Source organism: Desulfomarina sp. (assembly GCF_054039375.1).
The window spans coordinates 1-3,152 of sequence record NZ_JBPLBA010000083.1 but is presented as its reverse complement, the minus strand read 5'-3'; the positions used below and the strand labels follow the sequence as shown (position 1 = coordinate 3,152).

General features: G+C 47.8%; 4 protein-coding genes. 1 reads left to right on the top strand and 3 read right to left on the bottom strand.

Going from position 1 to position 3,152, the window contains the following annotated elements:
* Positions 1-446 (bottom strand): hypothetical protein (locus ACXLDX_RS04440; RefSeq protein WP_457575987.1); only part of this gene is annotated, 446 nt, incomplete at its 3' end.
* Between the two features lie 312 nt (positions 447-758).
* On the opposite strand from ACXLDX_RS04440, the gene ACXLDX_RS04435 reads away from it, so the two are divergent.
* Entirely contained in the window at positions 759-1,340 is a 582-nt protein-coding gene (locus tag ACXLDX_RS04435; protein WP_457575986.1) for a class I SAM-dependent methyltransferase, read from the top strand.
* Positions 1,341-1,413: 73 nt separating this feature from the next.
* On the opposite strand, the gene cmoB is transcribed toward ACXLDX_RS04435, so the two are convergent.
* Positions 1,414-2,373 (bottom strand): tRNA 5-methoxyuridine(34)/uridine 5-oxyacetic acid(34) synthase CmoB, encoded by a 960-nt coding sequence (gene cmoB / locus ACXLDX_RS04430; protein ID WP_457575985.1) that lies wholly within the window; start codon positions 2,371-2,373, stop codon positions 1,414-1,416.
* A 6-nt stretch (positions 2,374-2,379) separates the two neighbouring features.
* Positions 2,380-3,120 (bottom strand): carboxy-S-adenosyl-L-methionine synthase CmoA, encoded by a 741-nt coding sequence (gene cmoA / locus ACXLDX_RS04425; RefSeq protein WP_457575988.1) that lies wholly within the window; start codon positions 3,118-3,120, stop codon positions 2,380-2,382.
* Positions 3,121-3,152 lie beyond the last annotated feature (32 nt).

The following is a 3,152-nucleotide window of genomic DNA, read 5'->3' as shown; positions in this document are numbered from 1 at the left end:
GGACTGTCTTCCTGCCAGCTGCCGGTCCGCCAGGTAAACCATTTTTTCCGGGGCTGGTCGAAGACATGAAGGGGACGGTTGAACATTTTGGCCAGTTCAACGGCCCAGCCTGTTCCCCCTTTTACGGAATCGTCTTCCTGGATGGAACCGACCACAAAGACCTGGTGGCCGCTGTTGACCATATGAAAGATGGTCTGCAGGACCTTTCTGATTTTGTCTGTTTCATAATAGGTGCGGTTCAGCATTCTGGAAGCCAGTTCCATACTGATATCACCTCGTTCAAGTTCGTCCTGGCTGAGGACTATGACATTTTTCTCCCTGGACAGTTTATGTCCTTCAAATGAGTATACAATTTCTTTTATCCCGATTTTTTCCGCCTCTTCTCCAAAGGTTGCTTCGGCGCCTTTCAGGCCGCTGCTGTAAAGGGTACAATTCTGTTTGTCCATGTATTGACTCCTGGTATTTCCTTGTATTATGGAAAATGTCTGTCTTTTTTTCTTTGCCGTCTTACAGTTGACGGTTTTCAATATCTTGAAGTGTATACCATAATCAGCCTGAATGACAACTTTTGTAATGAATTTGTTTTTATTGAAGCTGATCCGGGCATAAATCAGCCATTATCGGGTATAGTAGTTGTGGTACAGGAAAAGAGTCGTCTGGAGGACACATGCAATCAGGATCAGGAGAGGGCTGGGGGCCTGTGAGCAATTACTGCATTACGTATTGGGCTGCAGAACAGTAAAAAGGAGCGACTGATTATGGCATCAGCGAAAAAATTTGATCCCGCTAAAAGAAAGAAGCTTAATAATCCAGAGAGATTGCGGTGGATTCCTCCCCATCTTGTCTGGGAACTGGTCAATTCTGGAGATGGTAGTTTATACCTCGATATTGGTGCCGGAACAGGATATCTGACCAGGGAAATCGCAAAATACGCAGGTCCTGCCGCAAAGATATTTGCCCTGGATATTGAGCCGGTCATGATCTCAGAGATGGAAAAAAACCTGCCGAAAGACAGTATCGTCAGACCCGCACTGATGGACAGGGATGAACTTTCATTTGCAGATGGCAGTGTTGACGGAATCTGGCTCATTGCACTTTATCATGAACTGACCCCGCCAGATCCTTTGCTGGCGGAGATCAGGAGAGTTATTCGACCTGGATGCAAACTTGTGATTATTGACTGGGAAAAGGACAGCAAAGCCTGTGAACAGGGGCCACCGCTGGATCACCGTGTCAGCGCCTCGACAGTCATCGGGCAGCTCAAATCGGCCGGATTTCTTGATGTGATGGAGATTGACGGTGGATTTCAACACCACTTTGCGGTTACCGGTCGAGGGTGAACAGCAGGTTTCGGCTGATTACTCACAGATAATAAAAAACGCAGGGTTATAAAACAGGTGAGTTGTTAAAGTTCTATCCCTTTGTGCCTTTAAAAAAAACACGAAGGGGCGCGGGATAACCTTCTACCGTCAGCTGTGGGTTCTCCGGTCTGATAAAATCCGTGTAGGATTCAAAGACCATCCATTTTGTCCGGCGCTGTTCTTTGCTGGACATGGGATGCGAACAGAATGCTTTGATATTTTTGAATCCTGCTTTGGCCATCCAGTTGTGGAGGCAGGTTGCCGTTGGTACAAAATAGGTGCCCGGAACCTTTGCGTAGGTCTTTTCAGGGAAAAGAGCCACCGGTTCGTCTCCGGGGATAGCCTGTGATTCCAGGATGAGTGTCCCGCCCGGCTGCAGGGCGGTGAGAATATCCCTCAGGGTGTCAATGGGGGAGGGCCGGTGGTAAATAATGCCCAGGAGAAAAATCACGTCAAAGCAGGATTCAAAAAAGGGAAGATGTTCAACTCCCAGCAGGTCGATGTCGAGACAGTCGCATCCGGCCATGCTGTTCAGCGCCTTGAAACAGTAATAGTGCTGCACGGAGGGTTCAAAGCCCAGGATCAGTTGCGGTTTGTGTGGCACCATGCGGAACATGTAATAGCCGTTGTTGCAGCCTACGTCCGCCACAATCTTATTCTTTAAATCGGGAAGTTCGGGAACTATTCTCCGCCATTTCCTCTGGCTCTGCCATTCAGCATCCACATCAGTACCGAAAATGGAGAAAGGACCTTTGCGCCAGGGCATGAAATCCTGCAGGGCAAGTGTTATTTTTTTTTGCGTGGTTTCATCAATTTCATCCGGCAATCCGATGGTCACGACTTCATTGTCGCAGTCCACATGGCTTGCCTGGAACTGTGAAAGCTCAAGACAGGGCTCGCGGTAGCGGAGAAAACCTTTTTTCTGTTGGTTGACCCAGTTACTGCGTGACTGGTGGAGTTCGGAAATTGAGTCAAAATGGGCTGTAGAGGGGAGAAACGACAGGTAATTCATGGGAAATCAGGCCGGTTTAACAGCTATGAAAGAGGCAAAATTGAACCATTGAAAATAGGTTTCCACTGACTGGAATCCGCAGTTGGCCAGCAGCGCCCTGTTTTCATCAATGGAAAAAGGGATAAGAATATTCTCCAGGGCTTCACGTTTCTTGGCAATTTCGAGTTCGGAATATCCCCTGGATCGTTTGAAGGCATGATAAATATCAATATATTCACGGTTTATACGGCGCTCGTGGCTGATGACTTTTTCACTGAGCAGGAGAATGCCACCGGGCCTGAGGTTGGAATAGATCCTTCGTACAAATTCTTCACGTTTAAGGGGTCTGATGAACTGCATGGTGTAATTGACGATAAAAGCCCCCGCACCCGGGTGATGAATTGTGGTGATATCTTCTTCCAGAAAGTCAAGGCTGTCTTCTTTGGAATAGATTTTCGCCTTCAGCCGGGCCTTGGCGAGCATGGCCGTCGAGTTGTCGATACCTGTAAAGTGCAATCCCTTTTTTTTCAGGATTCTGGAAAACTCAAGCAGAGTTGTGCCGGTGGCACAGCCAAGGTCATAAACCCTGTCCCCGGAATGAAGAAAGCAGTCCAGAAGCCTGGCACTGGACCTGATCACTTCACCGTAGAAGGGAACTGAACGATCCAGCATATCGTCAAAGACCTCAACCACCTGCTCGTTAAAGACAAAATCTTCATTGATGGTGTCGACCCGAAAAAGTGTATCTCTGGGGAAACTGTTTTTCATCCAACTGTTCCTGCAGATGAGGTTGTTTTTTT

Excerpts from the sequence above, each read along its gene's own strand:
- ACXLDX_RS04435 (WP_457575986.1), top strand. The coding sequence starts at position 759 with ATGGCATCAGCGAAAAAATTTGATCCCGCTAAAAGAAAGAAGCTTAAT.
- cmoB (WP_457575985.1), bottom strand. The coding sequence starts at position 2,373 with ATGAATTACCTGTCGTTTCTCCCCTCTACAGCCCATTTTGACTCAATT.
- cmoA (WP_457575988.1), bottom strand. The coding sequence starts at position 3,120 with ATGAAAAACAGTTTCCCCAGAGATACACTTTTTCGGGTCGACACCATC.